The sequence below is a fragment of the Sphingomonas populi genome, assembly GCF_004208535.1.
GTDB classification, from domain to species: domain Bacteria; phylum Pseudomonadota; class Alphaproteobacteria; order Sphingomonadales; family Sphingomonadaceae; genus Sphingomonas; species Sphingomonas populi.
This window is the reverse complement of the sequence record NZ_SGIS01000025.1, coordinates 52,591-72,599: the sequence shown is the minus strand read 5'-3', so window position 1 is coordinate 72,599 and position 20,009 is coordinate 52,591. Positions and strand designations below refer to the sequence as shown.

Annotated in this window: 15 protein-coding genes; 10 read left to right on the top strand and 5 right to left on the bottom strand. The window is 62.0% G+C overall.

What is annotated here, in order from left to right:
• Window positions 1-101 precede the first annotated feature (101 nt).
• Window positions 102-1,109, top strand: a complete 1,008-nt coding sequence (locus EWE75_RS15990; protein ID WP_427915789.1) for an ISNCY family transposase — start codon at window positions 102-104, stop codon at window positions 1,107-1,109.
• A 610-nt stretch (window positions 1,110-1,719) separates the two neighbouring features.
• Here the strand turns inward: EWE75_RS15990 and EWE75_RS15980 are convergent.
• From EWE75_RS15980 to EWE75_RS15970, 3 genes are read right to left on the bottom strand one after another with little or no spacing between them, the layout of a single operon-like run.
• On the bottom strand, window positions 1,720-3,219 hold the full coding sequence (locus tag EWE75_RS15980; RefSeq protein ID WP_130159096.1) for an indolepyruvate oxidoreductase subunit beta family protein: 1,500 nt from the start codon (window positions 3,217-3,219) through the stop codon (window positions 1,720-1,722).
• The gene (locus EWE75_RS15975) at window positions 3,219-5,357 is read right to left on the bottom strand and encodes a ferredoxin family protein (protein WP_130159095.1); all 2,139 of its coding nucleotides are present in this window, start codon (window positions 5,355-5,357) and stop codon (window positions 3,219-3,221) included. The genes EWE75_RS15980 and EWE75_RS15975 overlap by 1 nt, the downstream gene beginning before the upstream one ends.
• A gap of 4 nt (window positions 5,358-5,361) precedes the next feature.
• On the bottom strand, window positions 5,362-6,135 hold the full coding sequence (locus EWE75_RS15970; protein ID WP_130159094.1) for a cyclase family protein: 774 nt from the start codon (window positions 6,133-6,135) through the stop codon (window positions 5,362-5,364).
• 107 nt (window positions 6,136-6,242) lie between these two features.
• Here EWE75_RS15970 and EWE75_RS15965 point away from each other — a divergent pair, with 107 nt between their 5' ends.
• The 4 genes from EWE75_RS15965 (at window position 6,243) to EWE75_RS15950 (ending at window position 10,052) form a co-directional block, all read left to right on the top strand.
• Window positions 6,243-6,746 (top strand): MarR family winged helix-turn-helix transcriptional regulator, encoded by a 504-nt coding sequence (locus tag EWE75_RS15965; protein ID WP_130159093.1) that lies wholly within the window; start codon window positions 6,243-6,245, stop codon window positions 6,744-6,746.
• A 66-nt stretch (window positions 6,747-6,812) separates the two neighbouring features.
• Window positions 6,813-9,131 carry a bifunctional salicylyl-CoA 5-hydroxylase/oxidoreductase gene (locus EWE75_RS15960; RefSeq protein ID WP_130159092.1) on the top strand — a complete coding sequence of 773 codons (2,319 nt, stop codon included), beginning with the start codon at window positions 6,813-6,815 and terminating at the stop codon, window positions 9,129-9,131.
• Between the two features lies 1 nt (window position 9,132).
• The gene (locus EWE75_RS15955; RefSeq protein ID WP_130159109.1) at window positions 9,133-9,627 is read left to right on the top strand and encodes a MarR family winged helix-turn-helix transcriptional regulator; all 495 of its coding nucleotides are present in this window, start codon (window positions 9,133-9,135) and stop codon (window positions 9,625-9,627) included.
• Window positions 9,624-10,052 carry an acyl-CoA thioesterase gene (locus tag EWE75_RS15950; protein ID WP_130159091.1) on the top strand — a complete coding sequence of 143 codons (429 nt, stop codon included), beginning with the start codon at window positions 9,624-9,626 and terminating at the stop codon, window positions 10,050-10,052. The genes EWE75_RS15955 and EWE75_RS15950 overlap by 4 nt, the downstream gene beginning before the upstream one ends.
• A 138-nt stretch (window positions 10,053-10,190) precedes the next feature.
• Here EWE75_RS15950 and EWE75_RS15945 read toward each other — a convergent pair whose 3' ends face one another.
• Together EWE75_RS15945 and EWE75_RS15940 are read right to left on the bottom strand one after the other, a co-directional pair.
• Window positions 10,191-11,102 (bottom strand): fumarylacetoacetate hydrolase family protein, encoded by a 912-nt coding sequence (locus tag EWE75_RS15945; RefSeq protein ID WP_130159090.1) that lies wholly within the window; start codon window positions 11,100-11,102, stop codon window positions 10,191-10,193.
• A 12-nt stretch (window positions 11,103-11,114) separates the two neighbouring features.
• A complete protein-coding gene (locus EWE75_RS15940) occupies window positions 11,115-12,248 on the bottom strand; it encodes a cupin domain-containing protein (RefSeq protein ID WP_130159089.1) in 1,134 nt (377 codons plus the stop codon).
• Between the two features lie 635 nt (window positions 12,249-12,883).
• On the opposite strand from EWE75_RS15940, the gene EWE75_RS15935 reads away from it, so the two are divergent.
• From EWE75_RS15935 to EWE75_RS15915, 5 genes are all read left to right on the top strand, one after another.
• A complete protein-coding gene (locus tag EWE75_RS15935; RefSeq protein ID WP_231708391.1) occupies window positions 12,884-15,313 on the top strand; it encodes a TonB-dependent receptor in 2,430 nt (809 codons plus the stop codon).
• Window positions 15,314-15,449: 136 nt separating this feature from the next.
• Window positions 15,450-16,997 (top strand): benzoate-CoA ligase family protein, encoded by a 1,548-nt coding sequence (locus EWE75_RS15930; protein WP_231708390.1) that lies wholly within the window; start codon window positions 15,450-15,452, stop codon window positions 16,995-16,997.
• A 279-nt stretch (window positions 16,998-17,276) separates the two neighbouring features.
• Window positions 17,277-18,308, top strand: coding sequence for a carbon-nitrogen hydrolase family protein (locus tag EWE75_RS15925; RefSeq protein WP_130159087.1), 1,032 nt, complete (start codon window positions 17,277-17,279; stop codon window positions 18,306-18,308).
• A gap of 49 nt (window positions 18,309-18,357) precedes the next feature.
• On the top strand, window positions 18,358-19,113 hold the full coding sequence (locus EWE75_RS15920) for a maleate cis-trans isomerase family protein (protein ID WP_130159086.1): 756 nt from the start codon (window positions 18,358-18,360) through the stop codon (window positions 19,111-19,113).
• Between the two features lie 32 nt (window positions 19,114-19,145).
• Entirely contained in the window at window positions 19,146-19,787 is a 642-nt protein-coding gene (locus EWE75_RS15915) for a flavin reductase family protein (protein ID WP_130159085.1), read from the top strand.
• Window positions 19,788-20,009: the final 222 nt, after the last annotated feature.

Here is a 20,009-nt window from a genome sequence, read left to right as displayed (position 1 = left end):
CGCGCCTGGCTCCGCAGCCTCCGGTTCAGCGGCGATTTGGATCGATTTCGTAGGACCGGCCACCAGCCCTGCATAGCGTGCCGACGCCTACTTCGCTACCGATGCCCCACACTTCCTCATGGTCCCCTTGTCGCGGCGAGCTGGTCCAGGTCGATGGCTCGAAGCACTGGTGGTTCGAGAATCGCGGACCGCAGTGCACGCTGCTGGTGTTCATCGACGATGCGACCAGCGAGCTGATGCACCTCAGGATGGTCGAGAGCGAGAACACGTTCGCCTACATGGATGCAATGACCGCCTATATCGAGGCACACGGCAAGCCGGTGGCGATCTACTCGGACAAGCACGGCGTGTTCCGGAACAACACAGCCTCGGCCAAGGGCGACGGAATGACCCACTTCGGCCGGTCGCTGGAAGCGCTCAACATTGAGATCATTTGCGCCAACTCGCCACAGGCCAAGGGCCGGGTCGAGCGCGCCAACGGGACGCTGCAAGACCGCCTGGTCAAGGCGATGCGGCTCGATGGCATATCGACGATTGCCGAGGCCAACGCCTTCCTGCCGGGCTATATGGCGCGCCACAACCAGCGGTTCGCCAAGGTGCCGTTCGATCCACGCGATGTGCATCGCCCCCTTGCCCCGCATGACGATCTCAAGGCCGAGATGGTCTGGCGCGAGCAGCGTACGGTGACGCAGGCGCTGACGCTGCATTACAACAAGGCGATGATCATCCTCGAACCTACCGAGGTCAGCCGACCGCTGGCGGGCAAGCGGGTCGATGTCTGCGAGTATCCTGACGGTCGGCTCGAGATACGTCACGAGGAACACGTCCTGCCCTACCGGGTGTTCGACAAGATCCGGCAGGTAAATCAGGCGGCGATAGTTGAGAACAAGCATCTCGATGCGGCGCTGGCGATGGCCAAGGCGATGCAAGAGATGTTGCCGCCGAGGAAGCGCAACAACAACGAGCCGTGCCGAAGATCCCAGGGCGCAAACATGTTCCGGCCCCCGCAGCCGCAGGAAGGCGCACCGGTCAAGCGCAAGCGGGGCCGTCCACCCCTTCCCCGGCTCAGCCCGATCGAAGCAGCGCAGCGCATGCTCGAGCCCATATGAGGGAGCCCACTGCCTTCGCAGTGGGTCCGGGGGTCTGCCATTGCCGGACCAGCGCACCAGCAGGGGCTACGCTGCACAAGCTGGAAGGGTTCCGCGCAGCCCCTGCTGCATCAGAAGGTGACATTTCTATCTGGCGGAAATAGGGACTTCTCTACTTTGCAGGAACAATGACGGAGCCCTCGGATTCCGGATGGAAGCACGATAACCTACCGGCTCTGTCTCGCGCTTGCGAAACGACTGGACGTGCCAGCGTACACCGCCGATCACGCGTGGAAGGACGTGGCGGCCGACACCGGCGTCAAGGTGGTCGCGATCAGATAAGCTGGCCCCTGTGCATTATTTGGACACAGATTCACGGTAGCGCCCGAGCGGCTGCCACGGTGAAAACCGTCCCACACCTACAAAAACTTTGGGGTTCCATCGAAGGATTGGAAGGGCCGTATCAGCGGCAGCGGCAGCGGCATCTCAGCCATGCCCGGATCCCGCTTAGTTCATGTTTAACTATGAATGTGCAGAGTCGCCGCCTTGGGAGAGGTGGCGATGGCACGTATTATCTATGTCGAAGATGATGACATTGTTGGCGACGTGGTCACGTTGGAGAGCCACGTACTTATTGCGCCAGCGCTACCGCGATTTCGGCGGCCAGCGCCTTGCCGGTGTCGTCGGCGAGCGCGGCGTCCCGCAAACGGCGGGTGCGTTCGGCGGCGTCCGGTCCACCGTTGAGCGGGGCTGCCGCCATCACCGAAACGAAGTTGGCGAGGCCGCGCTCGAACGTGTCGCTATAGCCCTTGATCAGGCGCTGGTTGCGCAACAGTTCGGTCGCGAGCGGCACGTCGTGCCGCGCAGCTTCGCGCACCGCCTGCAGCCAGCCCTCAATCCGCACCTGCTCCTCGATATAGCGCAGCGACCGCCGCCGCAGGCCGCGCATGCTCGCCATAAGACGCAGCGCGAGGAACCAGCCGAGGCTAGTCGTCTCGACATGCCGGCCCTTGGCGAACAGCGGTTCGAGCCGGCGCCGCAATCCGGGCCGCGCGAGGATGAAGCGGCCGATCCCGGCGGGCAACGTCTCGCACACTTCCTGCAGCCGCGGGTGCATATACTCGGTGACGCTGAGCACTTGCCCGCTCTTCACATCGACTTCTGACTGCACGCGCGCGAAGCGGCTGCTGCGGATTTTCAGGTCGGCGACGCGGATCGTGTCCTCATACGCCATCCATAGCGCGAGATGCCGTGCCGCTTCGCGGCTCAGCGCATGATCGTCGGTGCCATCGTCGCGCGCGCCGATCATGCCGAGCCGATCGAGGTAGAGCGCGGCATACGCCGTGTCCTGATATTCCATAAGCCGCCGCGCACCCTCTATCGCGAACGCATGCGCGGGTGCTGGCAATTCCGCTTCGATCCGCGCTGTGAGCCGGCGTCCGGCCGCGCTGGTCGGCTCGGGCGGACGCGCCGCCGCTTCGATCTGTGCAACAAAGCCGCCCGCCCGCTCGGCACCCAACGCGAAACCGCGCAAATTGGCCGGCACTGCCTTGCCCCCGGCACGGATCGCAGCTTCGAAGCTTTCGAGCGAGAAGGGCAACGCCCCGCTCCCGGCGAGCGCGCCGAACATGATCGAACTGATCACGCTCTTGGCCTCGCTCGCCGCCGCGTCCATGTCGAACCCGACGAAGCGCTTCGAACGGCGTTCGGCCGCATTGAGAATCTTCTGGCCGTTGCCCTCCCCATTGCCGAGCGCCGACTTCTCCGAAATCGCGAAGATGCGGTGCGTCGAGCCGATCAACGTCGTGCGCTCGGCCGAGACGAACCCGCGCAGGATCGCGCGGCCCGTCTCCATCAACTCGGAGGCGATCACCACATCGACATCCCCCGGCACCGGGTTGAGCGCCAATACCGGCTCGCCACGGTTGTCGCCTGGTTCGACCGGGATCATCTCGATATAATAGACGGTCGAGCCGGTACGTTGCGCCACGCCGGGCACCGACGTCCCCTGCGCGCGATAGCCGTTGTGCCCCGCCAGATCGATGATCCAGTCGGCGAGCACGCCGCCGCCCTGCCCGCCCAGCGCCAGGATCGCGACGGTGATCCGCTCGCGTTTGTCCAACTGTGCCATCAGAACGCCCTCGCCGCGAGCGCGCGGTCGTGACGCTGTTGCAGGAAGCCGATGATGGCCGTGCGCACGCGGTTCACTGTACGATCCCACCTGCTCGGATTGATGACGATCGCCGCCTTGTAAAAGGACGGGCACAGGATCGCCGCGTGGGCAACCTCGCCGCAATTGCCGCACCCGACACAGCTATTGTCGATATGCGTCACCGGATCGCTGCGGAGCGGATCGGGGTTGGGTTTGATCGACAGCGACGGGCAGCCTGACAGGCGGATGCACGCATGGTCACCGGTACAGGTGTCGGGATCGACCCCGAAGCGTTCGCGCACGACGCGTTTGCCGTCCTTCACGGCCTGCGCGAGCAGCGGCTTCACACGGCGCTGCTTGTTGAGCATGCACTCGGACTGCGCGACGATCACTTTGGGGCCAGCTTGCGGCGTGGTCAGTGCTTCCTTCAGCGCATCGCGCATGCCAGCCACGTCATAGGTGTTGGTAAGGGTGCGCGCCCAGTTCACGCCGATGCCCCGCAACGCCTTTTCGATCGGGTTGTTGGTTCGACGCGTATCGTTCTGCGCCCTGGACGAGAGCACGTCCTGCCCGCCGGTCGCGGCGGAATAGCCATTGTCGACGATGATCGTGACGTTGTCGTCCTGGTTGAAAACGGCATTGCCGATCCCCGAGGTCAGACCATTGTGCCAGAAGCCCCCGTCCCCCATCATGGCGACCGCGCGCTTTCCGCCCGTGCCTGCGGTCGGTCGGAAAGCGGAGGCGCCGGCGGTGCCGAGACCATAGCCCATCGTGGTGTTGCCGATGTGAAACGGCGGCAGGATCGAAAAGAGATGGCAGCCGATATCGGCTGAAACGTGCAACTCGCCGAGCTCGCGCTGCACGAGCTTCATCGCAGAGAAGATCGGTCGCTCAGGGCAGCCGGTGCAGAACCCCGCGGGTCGCTGCGGAACTTCGGCAATGATGTCCTTGTCGGGGGTAAAGGCCGGAACGGTCTGAGGCGCCAGCGCAGGGGCCCAATCCTGTAGGAACTTAGTCAGACCGGCGAGCAGCACCTGTCCCGTATATTCGCCCGCGCGTGGCAGCACGTCCTTGCCGACGATCCGCGTTTGCAGGCCTGCGCGGCGCACCAGCGTATTGAGCTCGTGCTCGATGAATTCGGGCTGCCCCTCCTCGACGATCAGCACCGCACGCTTGCCCGCGCAAAAACGCGCGATCTCGTCGGGCAGCAGCGGATAGGTCACATTGAGACAGTGGATCGGCAGGGAAACCTTGCCGAAATCATCCGACAGGCCAGCCAGCTCGAGAGCGCGATTGAGCATGTTGTAAAGCCCGCCCTGCACAATGATCCCGACCTCGCCCTCGCTCGGCCCGAAATGCTCATTGAGGCGGTGCTCGGCGACAAAGCGCTGCGCGGCGGGCCAGCGCTTCTCGACCTTCTCGACTTCGTGGAGGAAATTGGCGGGCGGCAGCACGATCCGGTCAAGCTCGCGATGCGGATTGGCCGCCGCCGCGCCGACGGTGAGCGGCGGACGCAGATTGTCCTTGGCCACGAAACTGCCAGTAACGTGGCACGCCCGCACCCGCAGCTCGATCATCACCGGGGTGTTCGACGCTTCCGAGAGCTGGAAGCCCTTCTCGACCAGGTCGACGATCGAGGTGAGGTTGGGGCGTGGATCAAGCAGCCACATTTGCGATTTCATCGCGAAAGCATGCGTGCGCTCCTGCATGATCGAGGAACCTTCGCCATAATCCTCGCCCACGATGATGAGCGTCCCGCCGGTCACCCCGCCGCTGGCGATGTTCGAGAGCGCGTCGGAGGCAACATTGGTGCCAACCACGGACTTCCACGCCACCGCACCGCGCAAAGGGTAATTCACAGAGGCCGCAAGCATCGCCGCCGCCGTCGCTTCGCTTGCCGACGATTCGAAATGGACGCCGAGCTCTTTCAGCAACGGATCGGCATCGGCGAACACGTCCATCAAATGGCTGATCGGCGAACCCTGATAGCCGCCGACATAGGCTACGCCCGACTGCAGCAACGCCTTGGTGACAGCGAGAATGCCCTCGCCCTCGAAGATCTCGCCAGCGCAGAGCCGAAGCCGCTCGACCTCCTTCTTGAACGAACGCTCCGCCACCGGATCAGACCTGCACGAACGCGAGGACGCGCAACGGGCTGCCCGAGCCGCCTGCGATCTTCAGCGGTGCCGCGACCAGCACCGCGCCGGTCGGCGGGAGCTGGTCGAGATTTTCGAGGCACTGCAAGCCGTAGCGCCCGGCGCCGTGGAACAATGTGTGCGCCGGATAGGGCGGGTCCATCAGATGCGCCTGCCCCGCGTCAGTGCCGATCGTCTCCACACCGAAGCCGTGCGCGTCGCGTTCTTCGATCAGGAAGCGCACCGCGTCCGGGTCGGGGCCGGGCGTATGCGGCCCATCCTCACGACGGTTGGTGTACTCTTCCGGCGACCGCTTCGACCAGTCGGTGCGTAGCAGTACCCAGGATCTGGCCGGGATGCGGCCATGCTGGGCCTCCCACGCTTCGATGAAAGCCACGCTCAACTGGAAATCGGCGTCGGCGGCGCATTCCCGCGAGGCGTCGATCACAACGGCGGGGCCGACGAAATCCTTCGGCACGATCGTATCGACGGTGTTGTTGGGCAGATCCTTGCCCGAGACCCAATGGATCGGCGCATCGAAATGCGTGCCGGTATGCTCGCCGGTGGTGAAGTTGTTCCAGTGCCACGCCACGCCGCGTTCGTCGTAGCGCGAGATTTCCTGGCGGCTGAATGGCGCCGTCTGGCCGAATTGCTCTGGCAAGACGAGGATCGGCGTGTCTTCGGACAGAATCTGGGTCAGGTCGATGACGCGGATGCTCCCGCTGGCGACCGATTCCACAAAGCTTTGAAGCGTCGTCATGGCACTGTCCCTTGTTTCGTCTGCGACTCCGATGATGCTGGACATTACTTGCATATGCAAGTGTTATCGGCATTGCTGCGATCTTCCCGGCCGATTAAGCCCACCGCATGACCTCGACCCCCAAAGACCGCGCCAAACGGCTCGACCAGCGCTCGCTCGGTGACCCCGGATCGGCGGAGTTCCAGGTCGATCGTTACCCCTTCTACCTGCTCAACCGCGCTGTCAGCCGCTACAATATCGTGATCGGCGCGCGGCTGCGCGCGATCGGGCTCGATATCCCCAATTGGCGCGTGCTGATGGTGCTGGGCGAGCACGCTCCGCGCAGCATCGGCCAGATCGCCGAGGCCAGCGTGATAAACCTGTCGACCATGATGCGGATCATCGGACGGATGAGCGACGCCGGGCTGGTAACCTCGGCCCCCGGCAGCGAGGACGCCCGGGTGACCGAGGTCGATTTGACGCAGGACGGGCGCGTCAAGCTGGCCGAAGCGCGTGCGGCGACGGCGCCGGTGTATGCGAATTTGATCGAAGGGTTTTCGGCGACGGACTTCGATCGGATGATCGGGCTGCTCAATCGGCTGCACGATAATCTGGACCGTGTGCCGCCCTGAACGCCAACGCGCTTGCTATTCCTCATCAAGATGCTTTATACCTAAAGCATAATTTGAAAGGTTGGCATGCGCATAATATGTCTTGGGGGCGGTCCTGCCGGCCTGTATTTCGCCATTTCGATGAAGCTGCGGGAACCCAACGCGGATATCCGCGTCGTTGAGCGCAACAAGGATGGCGACACGTTCGGCTGGGGCGTGGTCTTCTCCGACCAGACGCTCGCCAATCTCGTGGCGAACGATCCGGTCAGCGCCGCCACCATTTCCGACAGCTTCGCGCATTGGGACGACATCGCCGTCGTGATCGGCGAGGAACGCGTGCGATCGGGTGGACACGGTTTCATCGGAATCGGCCGTAAGCGGCTCCTGCGCATCCTGCAGGACCGCGCCCGCCAGCTTGGCATCGAATTGCTGTTCGAAACCGAATTCTCGGAAGACCTTACTGCCTATGCCGGCTATGATTTGATCGTCGCTGCGGATGGCGTCAACAGCCGCATTCGCACCGCACACGAAGACCGTTTCGCAGTCGACATCCAGACCCGCGCTAACAAGTTCATGTGGCTCGGTACGGCGCGATTGTTCGACGCGTTCGAATTCATCTTTGAACAGACCCCAGCGGGCTGGGTATGGGCGCACGCCTATCGCTTCGACGATACCCGCTCGACCTTCATCGTCGAGTGTTCGGAAGCCACCTGGAAAGGGCTCGGCTTCGACCGGATGGAACAGGCCGATGCGATCGCCGCCGTCGAACGCATCTTCGCGCGCCACCTCGACGGCGAAGCGCTATTGACGAACGCGGCGCATCTGCGCGGCTCGGCGGCGTGGATCAACTTTCGTCGCATCCTGTGCAACCAATGGTCGTTCGACAATGTCGTCTTGCTTGGCGACGCAGCGCATACCGCGCATTTCTCGATCGGCTCGGGCACCAAACTGGCGCTGGAAGACGCGATAAAGCTCGCGGCGGTGCTCGATCACATAGATGTGACGGACAAGGCTGCGCTAGCACGCGGACTCGCCGATTATCAGGCCGAGCGTCAGATCGAAGTGCTCAAGATCCAGAACTCGGCGAGGAACTCGACCGAGTGGTTCGAGACGCTCGACCGCTACCTCGGTTTCGAGCCGATCCAGTTCGCTTACTCGTTGCTGACCCGCAGCCAGCGGGTCAGTCATGAAAACCTTCGGCTTCGCGACGCTGCTTGGCTCGGAACGGTCGAGCAATGGTTCGAGACAGGCGGAGCCGCTGCGAATACATCCGATCCGCGCGCTGCCCCGCCGATGTTCGTGCCGTTTACCCTGCGTGAGATGCTCCTCGCCAACCGGATCGTCGTCGCGCCGCTGCTTACCTATCAGGCAGACAGGGGCGGCAAGGTAAACGACTTCCATCTCGTCCATTACGGCGCACGTGCTCAGGGCGGCGCCGGCCTGATCATCACTGAGATGACCGCGGTGACCGCGAGCGGCCGTATCACCCCCGCCTGTCCAGGACTCTACGAGGACGCGCAGATCGCCGGATGGCGGCGCGTGACCGACTTCGTTCACGCCGGCTCGGAAGCCAAGATCTGCGTTCAACTCGGTCATGCCGGCGCACGCGGCGCGACCGCGGTGCCAATAGGCAATCGCTACGATGAACCGCTGGCCGACGGGGCCTGGCCCTTGCTGTCAGCCTCGGGAGAGGCGTGGCGCAAGGGCGGCCAGGCACCCGCGGCAATGAGCCATGCCGACATGGACGCGGTCCGCGACGCGTTCGTCGCCGCGACGCACCGCGCCGAGGCCGCCGGCTTCGACATGATCGAAGTGCAGGCCGGCCACGGCTTCCTGCTCTCATCGTTCATCACGCCGTTGATGAACCACCGCGACGATTCCTTCGGCGGCACGCTGAGCGCCCGGCTCGCCTTCCCGCTGTCGGTGGTGCGCGCGATGCGCGCCGCCTGGCCGGCACACAAGCCGCTTGCGGTGCGCATCTCCGCGAACGACTGGGCCGGCGAGGCCGGCATAACCCCGGCCGATGCGGTTGAGATCGCCCGTGCCTTCGCCGCCGAGGATGTTGACCTGATCGACGTCTCGTCGGGCGAGACATCGCCCGATGCCCGCCCTGTCTATGGCCGGATGTACCAGACACCGCTGTCCGACCGCATCCGCAACGAAGTCGGCTGTGCGACGATGGCGGTCGGCAACATCTATGAGGCCGACCACGCCAATTCGATCCTTGCCGCCGGTCGCGCCGATCTCGTCGCGCTCGGACGTCCGCATCTCATCGACCCAATGTGGACGCTCCACGCCGCCGCGGCGGCGGGCTATCGCGACGTGCATGTCCCTGCTTCCTATGTCATGGGTCAGGTTCAACTTGCGCAGAATTTAAAGCGCGCGGCCGAAACCCTTGTGGGCTGATATGAGCGACACACACGATCACGATCCCGGTGAGAAATATGGCGGCCAGCTCCACGGCCCGACCAGCGTGCGTATGTGGCTGCGTATGCTCAGCTGCACTATGGTGATCGAAAAACGCCTTCGCCGCCGCTTCATCGATCAATACAAGACCACGTTGCCACGGTTCGACGTGCTGGCGGCGCTCGACCGTCGTGCTGAGGGCATGACGATGGGCGACCTGTCGCAGATGCTGCTGGTGTCGAACGGTAACGTTACTGCGATCGTTCGCCAGTTGCAGGAATCCGGCTTCGTCGCGGTCGAAGCAGCCGAGCATGATCGTCGCTCGCTGATCGCCACGCTTACCCCCAAGGGTACCACGCACTTTGCCGAACTGGCCGTCGCCCACCATCACTGGATCGAAGAGATGCTTGGCGATGTGCCGGAAGAAGTGCTGCAGCAGCTGTTCGACCGGCTCGCGACGGTAAAAACCTCGATTGCCGCGAAGGGCACCCAATGAGTTTTGTTCTGGAAATGCCCGTGCGCTTCGCGCACGTTGATGCCGCCGGCATCGTCTTCTACCCACGGTACTTCGAAATGCTGAACGCGACCGTCGAGGAATGGTTCGCGATCCGCACCGGCTGCGGTTTCGCCGAACTACACCTTCATCGTCGGCTCGGCGTGCCGACGCTGAAGATCGACACCCGTTTTGTCGCACCGAGCCGTTTGGGCGATCTCCTGTCGATCGGGCTGATCGTCGATCAGGTCGGGGGCAGTTCGTGTCAGGTGCGCTATCGCGTCACTAGCGGCGCGGAGACACGCGTTGAGGCCTCGGCGGTGCTCGTGTGCATGAACCTCGATACCGGGCGGCCCGAGGCGTGGCCCGACGATATACGCGCGGGGATTTCGACGAGCGATCCGGTGCGGATCACCGTCGCGGCGTAGGGCCATCTGCATTCATCTTCCCCTTGGTTGTCGAACCCAGGGGAAGACACGCAATTGCTGCAAAAGGTTTCGACGGTATTCGGGACTGTCAGGATTGCCGAGGCAAAGTAGGCGACCAGCGGTCGCCTACCCCGACGTCTAGGCCGCAACCACCGGGTTGCGCAGCGTGCCGATGCTCTCGACGCCGCATTCGATCGTATCACCGGGCCACAGCCATTCCTGCGGCGTACGGCCCGCGCCGACGCCTTCAGGCGTGCCGGTGGCGATGATGTCGCCCGGTTCGAGCGTGATCCCCTGACTGATGTCGGCGATCAGCTCGTCGACCTTGAACAGCATGTGGCTGGTGTTGTTGCGCTGTTTCTCGACGCCGTTGACGGTCAGCCACAGATCGAGCGTCTGCGGATCGGGGATCTCGTCGGCCGTGACGATGCACGGTCCCATCGGCGCGAAACTGTCCTGCCCCTTCGAATAAATCCACTGCCCGGCGCGACGGCAATCGCGCGCACTCATGTCGATCAGCACGGTGTAACCGAACACATGGGCCAGCGCGCCCTCGCGCGCGACGCCCTTGGCGGTGGTGCCGATGATCGCGGCGAGTTCGACTTCCCAGTCCAGTTGCTGGGTGATCTTGGCATTGTGCAGGATCGGATCGCCCGGGCCGCATACTGTGGTCGGCGGCTTCGAAAAGATCACCGGCTGCTTGGGCAGGTCGGCCGACGTGTCGAGCGCAGCGGCGGACTCGGCGACATGGTCGATATAATTCAGCCCGATACCGAAGATGTTCTTGCGCGGCCGCGGGATCGGCGCGAGCAGTTTGACGTTGGCGAGCGGAACGGCGGTGCCGATTGGCCAATTGCCCTCGACCGAGGCCAGCAGCGCGGTCGTGCCGCTTACCGCGACCGGGCCGAGATCGATGAACTCGAGCATGGTCGAGGGCAGCGCGACATTCTGTGTTTTGCCGAAACGTTCAAGATCGACGACCTGGCCATCGACGATGGCGCCGAGCCGGCCGGCGGCATCGACCTGGGAGCGGTAGGTTACGAGACGCATTAATGGCAGTCCTTATGCTGGATCGAGGATAGGTTGATGGCCGTCATTCTCGCCGAACGCCTGTTCGCGATAGAGGCCGAGCGCCTTCATCACCGGCAGGTCGTGGAAAGCGAACAGGCAGGCGTCTTCGCTCGCCGAACCGTTGACATGCTCGTGGAACGTCCAGTTTGGCACACAGAAGATATCGCGCTCCTGCCAGTCAAAGCGCCGACCGTTGATGATCGAATAGCCCGACCCTTTGCAGCACTGGTAGAGGAAGCTGCCGACCTGGCGATGTGCCTTGGTATGCTCGGCAGGACGCAGCATCTGGATGCTCGCGCCGATCGTTTGCATCACCGGGCCTCCGGTGGCCGGGTTGACGTAATCCATATGAATGCCGTCGAACGGCGAGCCATCACTCGCCTTGGCGAAGCGGTGCAATGCTTCGTACGTGGCGCCCCATTCATATTTGAACAAAGGCGAATACCGTTTCGACCATTCCGCGCCTGCGGGCCTGAGTCCCGGGTTTCCCCAGCTCAAGGTCGAATCATCGACCGGATACGTCACCGCCTGCTGCAGTTCGGGATGAACCTCGTAAAAGCCCGCCTCGAGCGCATTCATTAGCGGAATATCCAAGCCATCCTGCCAGATGCACGGCGTGCCGCCCTCCGCGACGCCATGCTCGTGCCAGGTGCCATTGGGGGTCAGCACGAAATCGTTCGCGCCGAGCGTCATCTTGTGACCATCGACATTGGTGAAGGCGCCCTCGCCCTCCATGATGAAGCGCAGAGCCGAGGCCGAGTGGCGATGGCTCGACGCGAGCTCGCCCGGGTTCATCACCTGGAGGCCCGAATAGAGCCAGCCGACCGCCGCCGACACGTCGTGGCGGCCGGGATTGTCGAGATAGATCACGCGTCGCCCGGCCTGCTCGGGCGTCACCAGGGCGGTGGAGCGGAGAACCTTGTCACGAAGATCGCGATAGCGCCACACGACCGGGACCGACGCCGTCTGCGGCTGCCACGGCTCGATCTTGTTGGCGACCGTCCACAGGGCGCCTGCGTTGAATTGCTCGAGCTCGCGATAATAGTCGCGCAGCTCAGTCGTATCGGCCACATTCGCACGGCCGATCATGTCCTCGCGATAGTCGTCATAGCTCTGCGTCGCCACGGGATCACCTCATCGCCGCCAATTAGTACAGGCTTAAAGTTTTAGGGTTGAAGTGTCAACCGATCGGCGCTCTATTGGAGGCGCACGGCATGAAACGAGACCGACGATGACCAGCTACAAGGCAGCGGTAATTCAGACGGCGTTGCTACGGTTCCACCATGAGGGCGCCGCTGGCAAAGCGGCAGTTCCGGTCGCCGATGCGGCGGCAAACGGCGCGACTCGCGGCGGTTCTGGAAGCGTTTCTCGGCTTTTATCCGTGGAGACGCATCCTGATGCAAAATCGCTTCTGCAGCATATGCGGCGCGTCGGCCCACGGATCGCCAAGTCACGGAGAAGCTCCAATCGTGAGGTCATGAAGGTCTTGGGCCCAGCCAGCTGCACTACAACCATCTCGACGAGCAGAAAGGAAAGACCGCTATCCGGACAACCACTTTAGACCTAAACTACATGTAGTTGGATCAAAAATTCCGTTCCGTTCGAAGCGATGCAGGCCAGCATGAAAACTGGACGCCGAGATCGGGCAAACAATCGGCCCGGCATGTCGCCTGGCCCAGCCCAGTCTGATCACATCGGCAAGACGGCAGCACCTCATCGCCGCCGCGGCCGATCCAGAGCCAACCATAAAGGGGAGATTTATGAAGAAACTCATCTTGTCGGCATCGTCACATTTCGTGATGGCCATGGCCTTTTGCGGCCAAGCATATGCGCAGGACGTACGTGCACCCGAACCCGCACCGGCAGCTGCTCAAGACGCGCCGGTCGCGCCCCAAACGGCACCAGCACCGGCCGCCGAAGCGGCCTCCGTTCCCAATGCCAACGCTCCGGCGCCGCAGAATTCGGAAGGCCTGGCGGACATCGTCGTCACCGCGCAGCGCCGTAGCGAAAATCTGCAGCGCGCCGCAATCGCCGTGTCGGTACTCGGTGGCGACGCGATCAGGTCCGCGAACGTGGCGACCTCGGCCCAGCTGAGTTCGCTGGTGCCAGCGCTTCAGGTTTCGAACGGCAACGGTGCCTATGCGAACTTCTACATCCGCGGCGTCGGCAATTTCACCGGGAATGCACTGACCGAATCCGCCATCGCGTTCAACTATGACGGCGCCTATGTCGCGCGTCCGTCCTCGACCGCCGGCTTTTTCTACGACCTGGAACGAGTCGAGGTTCTAAAGGGTCCCCAGGGCACGCTTTACGGTCGCAATGCTACCGGCGGCGCGATCAACGTGATCCCGCACAAGGCCGACTTCGACTGGAGCGGCTACGGAAATGTCCAATATGGCAATTTCAACGCTGTCCAGCTCGACGGCGCGATCAATGCGCCACTTGCGAGCAACGCCGGGCTGCGTATCTCGGGCATCTACGCCACCCATGACGGCTATATGAAGGATGGCACCGACGACCAGAAAGACTTCGGAATGCGGGCGCAGCTGCGTTGGGAGCCGACGAGCGATCTGAGCATCAATATCGGTGCGGACTATTTCCAGCAGAAGGGCAAAGGCTCGGGTGGAACGCCCTACTCGCTCGGTATCGACAATCGGTACGGCAACTTCTCACCGCAAGCAGCAGCGCTCTATCAAACGCTTCCGCACGTTTTGGGTGGGCGCACTTTCGATCCGCTGCCCGATATCGGCTTCCAGAACAATGAATATTACGGCGTCAATGCAACGATCAACTACAAGACCGACATTGGTAACTTCACCGTAATACCCAGCTACCGCCATTCGAAGCTCGACTTTACCACCGGTAACATCGGCTTCTTCATCATGCAGAAGGAGGCATTCAACCAGATCAGCCTGGAAGGGCGCTATGCCAGTCCCGAGTCGTTACCGATCCGCGTGCTGATTGGCGGCTATTATTTTCGCGAACGTGGCCACGATCCCTACAACATCATCCAGAACGAGTTCGGGCTGGTCGATCAGACCGATCAGCGGTACGCCACGAACAGCGCCGCGGCTTTTGGCCGGGCGACCTACGACATAACTCAGAATCTGCGGATCAACGGCGGCCTGCGCTATACCAATGAGCGCAAGGCCTATACCGGAGACATCCTGGCCCTGCAGCGCGTCTGCCTGGCAGGCTTTATGCAGTGCCCGAATGCGGTCGCCTTCCCCAACACCATCGCGCCACCACCAGTGCAGATCGCACCGAATGGAGCGGTGATCCCACAATTCACAGCCGATGGCATTGGCCAGTTCGGTACCTTGGTTCCGCAGGACAAACGCGGGACGTGGAACCGGGTCACCTGGCGTGCGGGCTTGGATTGGGACGTGTCCTCTCGCAATCTTCTCTATGCAAGCTTCGAGACGGGCTTCAAATCGGGCGGCTTCTTCGCAACCCGCGACCTAGGCACGTATCAGCCCGAGACCATCAATGCGTGGACGGTCGGGTCGAAGAACCGCTTCTTCAACAATCGCCTCCAGCTGAACCTCGAGGCATTCTATTGGAAGTATCAAGATCAGCAGATCAGCCATCTCGGTCTGGACTCTGCCGGATCCCTCATCTTCCCTACCGAGAATGTCGGTCGGTCGACCATGAAGGGCGTGGAGGTCGAAAGTCAGTTCCTCCTCACCCGGAACACGCTGCTCAACGCCAACATCCAATATGTCGACGCGGTCTATGACAGCTTCGTATACACCACGCCGAATGCAGGCGGCACGCCGCAAACTGGGTGCGGCGTAACGCCGGGCGCGACCGGCTTTACCGTGAACTGCTCCGGCCGCCGGCCGCCACAGGCTCCGGCATGGTCGGTCAATTTGGGCGTGCAGCAGACGATCCCTCTGACGAATGGCGCAAAGTTCGTGTTCAACGCACGGAGCCACTATCAATCGCGTACGCTTACTGGGCTCGATTTCCTGCCCAACGAGTATCAGCCTTCCTATTGGACGGGTGACTTCCAGCTGACGTACAATGCGCCCAACGATCGCTGGACGATTGGTGCTTATGCCAACAATATCGGCAACGCGACCGTCATCGGGCAAAGCTATCTCGTGACCTACTCGGCCGTACCATCGATCTCCAGCATATTGCGGCCGCCTCGGACCTATGGTGTGCGCGCGGGCGTCCGCTTCTAAACGTCGCCATCGCAGCTTCGTGGAAGCACGGAAAGGACGGATCGACACAGAGAGGGTCTATCCGTCCTTTCCTCCCGATGCAGAGCAAAGACCTCTGTGCCGCGGATGGTGATCAGCGAAATCGAGGATATAACTGGTGAGCGATTTCTACAATGCCGCGGCAGATCTGTTGGATCGCAACCTTGCCGAGCGCGCCGGCAAGATAGCGTTCATCGACGATTGCGGATCGATTACATTTGGCGCACTCGGCGAACGCGTTGGCCGGTTCGCCGGCTACCTTGATTCTATTTCGCTCCCACCTGAAACCCGCATCATGTTGTGTCTCGTCGATGGCATCGACTTCGTCACTGCATGTCTCGGAGCGATCAAGGCCGGCTTAGTGCCTGTCATGGTCAATCCCCTGCTGCCGCCGACAGACCTGGATTACCTGCTCCGCGACAGTCGCGCGCGCCTTCTCGTGACCTGTGACGCCACATGGCCTTCCTTCGAAGGCATTGTGGCGGAGCAGCCCTATCTCGAGCACATTCTCATGGCCGGGCGTGCCCCCGCCCCGGCGGGCGTTCACAAGCTTGATGAGGCAATCTCTGCCGCGCCGTGTCGAAAGGCAGTCGCCCTCACGCGATTAGATGAACCCTGCCTATGGCAATATTCTTCCGGATCGACTGGTCGACCGAAGGGCACTATTCATACGCATGCCAATGTCCGTAATCTGATGAGCCTGTATCCGCAGGAAGTCCTGGCATTGAATACTGACGATGTAACCTTCTCTGCCGCCAAACTCTTCTTCGGCTATGGCTTCGGGAATGGTCTCCTGTTCCCGCTTTCCGTTGGAGCAACGGCAATTTTGATGGCCGAACGTCCCACTGCAGCCGCCGTTTGGAAGCGGCTTGTCGAACATCCGGCAACGGTTTTCTACGGTGTCCCTACGCTTTACAACTCCATGCTATCCGATGGCTATAAGCCGACCCGAGAGAGCCTCGCGCTGCGGATATGCACGTCCGCAGGTGAAGCTCTCCCGGCGGACATCGGACGACGCTGGAAAACCGAGACTGGCGTGGAAATACTCGACGGCATTGGCTCGACCGAGATGTTCCACATCTTCCTTTCCAACCGGATCGGCGACATCGCACCGGGTACGACCGGCAAGCCGTTGCGTGGGTACACGCTGCGGCTGATCGACCAAAATGGTCAAGAGGTCGCCGAAGGGGACGTTGGAGAACTCCACATCAAAGGCCCGACGAGCGCCATCGGCTATTGGTGTAAACGCGAACAGTCTCAAGCGACGTTCGTAGGCGAATGGACACGCAGTGGAGATACCTTCTTCCGAGATGCAGACGGCCGCTACCATTATTGCGGTCGCTCCGACGACATGTTGAAGGTCAGCGGAATCTACGTTGCACCATTCGAAGTCGAGAGCGCTCTCTGCGAGCATCCCGCGGTTCTGGAAGCGGCAGTCGTCGCGTGGAGTGACGACGCGGATCTGATCAAACCCAAGGCGTTCGTTGTCCTTCGTGACCCCGCCAGTGCCTGCGAAGAGCTCACGCGGGAGCTCCAGCGACACGTGAAAGGCGTCCTCGCTCCGTACAAATATCCCCGGTGGATCGACTTCATTGATGCGCTTCCAAAGACGGCTACCGGCAAAGTAGAGCGCTACAAGCTTCGCAGGCCCGTCACCTCCTCATAGAAAAACACCTTTCGTGCCATAGGCGATAGCCGTGGCCACGTCGGACTTCGGCGCCCCGCCGCGATGAGGGCAGGCGAACATAAGCTGAGGGGCGAATCTGTCGCAACGGCTCTACGCCGATATGTTACAGGCTTAAAATATATTGCGTTTGCTTCCAACGTGGCGCAAAAGGCTAGCCGAGTAACAGAGTGGCCTCGCGGAAATCGGTTTTGAGCCAATCGCCAAGCCGCTCCCGATCAGCACGCGACAAGCGTGCAAAAAGAAAGGTGCCGGACGCGCATGTTGAATCTTCCCGCCTTCCGGGCCGCAGCGGTCCAGTCTTCATCCGTATTCCTCGACCCTGCTGCGACCGTCGACAAGGCGGTGTCACTCATCCACGAGGCTGCCCGCAACGGCGCGGCCCTGGTCGCTTTCCCAGAAGTGTTCGTTGCAGGCTATCCCTACTGGAGCTGGATTACCGATCCTGTATCCGGCAGCCCCTGGTTCGATCGTCTCCTCAGGGCCTCGATCCTCGTACCAGGCCCCGAAATTGATGCGCTTTGTAGCGCCGCTCGCGCGGCTGGCGTTCATGTCGTGATTGGCGTCAACGAACGTAGCCCGGTCTCGCTGGGCACGATCTTCAATACCATGGTCTTCATCGGGCCCGACGGCACCGTGCTTGGCAAGCACCGCAAGCTCGTACCGACGTGGGCCGAGAAGCTCACCTGGGCTCCGGGCGATGGCTCCAGCCTTCGCATCTATGACACGGCAATCGGCCCGCTCGGCGGCCTTGCCTGTGGCGAGAACACCAATACGCTCGCTCGTTTCGCCCTTATGGCCCAGGGCGAGCTCGTTCACGTCGCAAGCTACATATCCCTCCCTGTCGCACCAGCCGACTACGACATGGCGGAAGCCATCAAAGTCCGGGCAATGGCGCACTCTTTCGAGGGCAAGCTCTTTACCGTGGTCTCATGCTCGACCGTCTCGGAGGAGATCATAAGCGCTATGGAGACCCTGGTTCCGGATGTGCGCCCACGGCTGCAGCGCCGAAACAGCGCTTTTTCCGGAATTATCGGTCCCGACGGCCGCGTTGTGGGCGAACCGTTGATCGACGACGAAGGCATCGTTTACGCCGATATCGACCTTGGCAAATGCATCCAGCCCAAGCAGATGCACGACATTGTCGGGCACTATAATCGGTTCGATGTCTTCGACCTGCGCGTTAATCGGAAACCGCTTGGGCCAGTCTCCTTCACGGGCGACAAACCTTTCGAGGCAGATGCACATTCGACGCCCGACGAGCCGGGTGGTGAACGCCTTACCCAGCCCTGAGCCGGCTTCCACGTCTAGCGAACGCATTCAACATTCTTGAGAGAAGATCATGACCACCAGATCCTTTCGCATCGGGCAAATCGTGCCCTCTTCGAACACCACGATGGAAACGGAGATCCCGGCGATGCTGCGCGCGCGCGAGGCGGAACTCTCCGAACGCTTCACGTTCCACTCTAGCCGAATGCGTATGAAAAAGGTCGTCAAGGAAGAGCTTGAGGCGATGGATCGCGATAGCGATCGATGCGCACTCGAGCTTTCCGATGCCCGCGTCGATGTACTCGGTTATGCGTGTCTGGTCGCGATCATGAGCATGGGTCACGGCTATCACCGTGTCTCGGAAAAGCGGCTGCACGGTCGAACCGTCGAGAACGGCGCCCCCGCGCCTGTGGTCACGAGCGCGGGCGCGCTTGTTGATGGTCTCAAGATTCTCGGTGCAAAAACCATATCCGTGATCTGTCCGTACATGAAGCCGCTAACCCAACTCGTCGTTGACTATATCGAGAGCGAGGGCATCCAGGTTCGCGACTTCGTTGCACTGGAGATTCCGGACAATCTGGAGGTCGGCCTCCACGATCCCGCCCGTTTGCTCGACATCTACCAGCGTGTCGATCGCACCGGCATCGATGCCTTCGTGGCTTCGGCCTGCGTGCAGATGCCTTCGCTTCCCGTCATCGATGCACTTGAGCAGCACATCGGTGTTCCGGTCGTGTCGGCGGCGGTTTGCACGACCCATCAGATGCTGGATCGGCTCGGCCTGGAACGTCGTGCGCCCGGAGCAGGCATGCTGCTAAGCGGCCGCTTCTAGACGCCGGTATTCCAAGCGCCGGGAGAGCACCGATGAAATTCGACATGGGTGTGCTGGATCGTGCCAGTCGCTATCGGATCCTGGGGTCCTGCATCACGCCCCGGCCGATTGCTTGGATCACGTCGATGTCGACGGACGGGCATCTCAACGTCGCGCCCTTCAGTTTCTTTAATCTCCTCGGCGACGATCCTCCAGTCGTCGCCGTAGGGATGGTGGCGCATTCCGAAGATCGCCTGAAGGACACCCCTGCGAATATCCGCGCTACCGGTGAGTTCGTGATCCACTTGGTCGATGAGGGTCATGCAGCCGCAATGAACCTGACATCGGCCGACGCTCCGCCCTCGTTCAACGAGGCGCATTTGGCGCAGCTGGAACTCGGCGAAAGCGATCGGGTCAGCCCTCCTCGTATAGTGACGGCCCCGGCCGCGTTCGAATGCCGTGTTCTGCACTTCATCGAAACCGGCGCGCACCAAATCGCTATATTGGCCGAGGTCGTCTTCGCCCATGTCCGAGACGAGTACATAGCCGGAGAGCGGCCGATCCGCATCGACGTACCCGCGATGAACCTTATCGCGCGTCTTCATGGGGCAGGCTGGTACAGTCGGCAGACGGATACGTTCGAGCTCCTCCGCCCCAAATGGAGCGATGTAGAACCCGAAGCGGACACCAAATAGCGCCGGGCATTCTCACGCGACCTATTCGCTAGCTTTGGGATCGCGATCGACGGCGCTCGTCCGGACGCGGCGGCGAAGAGTTGGCGAGAGGCGCCCGGTTCGCCTTGGGCTCCTGATTAGGACGGTCACCCGTCGCGCGACCGCAGAAACATGAAAGCCGCTCTGCGGTTAGGAGGGCACCATGATCCGATATTACGGAGCCTCGGCGTCCTCGGACGCCGC

Bases quoted from the DNA above. Each gene is read 5' to 3' on its own strand.
- EWE75_RS15970 (WP_130159094.1), bottom strand. From the start codon at position 6,135: ATGACGACGCTTCAAAGCTTTGTGGAATCGGTCGCCAGCGGGAGCATC.
- EWE75_RS15915 (WP_130159085.1), top strand. From the start codon at position 19,146: ATGAAATTCGACATGGGTGTGCTGGATCGTGCCAGTCGCTATCGGATC.
- EWE75_RS15925 (WP_130159087.1), top strand. From the start codon at position 17,277: ATGTTGAATCTTCCCGCCTTCCGGGCCGCAGCGGTCCAGTCTTCATCC.
- EWE75_RS15945 (WP_130159090.1), bottom strand. From the start codon at position 11,102: ATGCGTCTCGTAACCTACCGCTCCCAGGTCGATGCCGCCGGCCGGCTC.
- EWE75_RS15935 (WP_231708391.1), top strand. From the start codon at position 12,884: ATGAAGAAACTCATCTTGTCGGCATCGTCACATTTCGTGATGGCCATG.
- EWE75_RS15920 (WP_130159086.1), top strand. From the start codon at position 18,358: ATGACCACCAGATCCTTTCGCATCGGGCAAATCGTGCCCTCTTCGAAC.
- EWE75_RS15960 (WP_130159092.1), top strand. From the start codon at position 6,813: ATGCGCATAATATGTCTTGGGGGCGGTCCTGCCGGCCTGTATTTCGCC.
- EWE75_RS15980 (WP_130159096.1), bottom strand. From the start codon at position 3,219: ATGGCACAGTTGGACAAACGCGAGCGGATCACCGTCGCGATCCTGGCG.
- EWE75_RS15955 (WP_130159109.1), top strand. From the start codon at position 9,133: ATGAGCGACACACACGATCACGATCCCGGTGAGAAATATGGCGGCCAG.
- EWE75_RS15950 (WP_130159091.1), top strand. From the start codon at position 9,624: ATGAGTTTTGTTCTGGAAATGCCCGTGCGCTTCGCGCACGTTGATGCC.
- EWE75_RS15990 (WP_427915789.1), top strand. From the start codon at position 102: ATGCCCCACACTTCCTCATGGTCCCCTTGTCGCGGCGAGCTGGTCCAG.
- EWE75_RS15965 (WP_130159093.1), top strand. From the start codon at position 6,243: ATGACCTCGACCCCCAAAGACCGCGCCAAACGGCTCGACCAGCGCTCG.